This is a genomic window from Pseudomonas sp. MCal1 (genome assembly GCF_026341415.1).
In the GTDB taxonomy this organism is placed as follows: Bacteria; Pseudomonadota; Gammaproteobacteria; order Pseudomonadales; family Pseudomonadaceae; genus Aquipseudomonas.
The window spans coordinates 1-208 of sequence record NZ_JAKUMP010000050.1 but is presented as its reverse complement, the minus strand read 5'-3'; the positions used below and the strand labels follow the sequence as shown (position 1 = coordinate 208).

At 48.1% G+C, this 208-nt stretch carries 1 rRNA gene; it reads right to left on the bottom strand.

Annotated elements, in window-relative coordinates:
- Nucleotides 1-71 (bottom strand): 5S ribosomal RNA (rrf, locus tag MKZ87_RS28915); the annotation flags it as partial.
- Nucleotides 72-208 lie beyond the last annotated feature (137 nt).

Below are 208 nucleotides of genomic sequence, written 5' to 3'. Positions count from 1 at the left end.
TCGGCGATGCATCGTTTCACTTCTGAGTTCGGGATGGGATCAGGTGGTTCCAACGCTCTATGGTCGTCAAGAAATTCTGTGACCAGCCCGTTACCGCAGTAACGTTCCGGCAAAAATCGGTGACTTCTACTAAAACAAAACCCCAACTGCTTTCGCAATTGGGGTTTCGGAATTTAATCTTGACGATGACCTACTCTCACATGGGGAA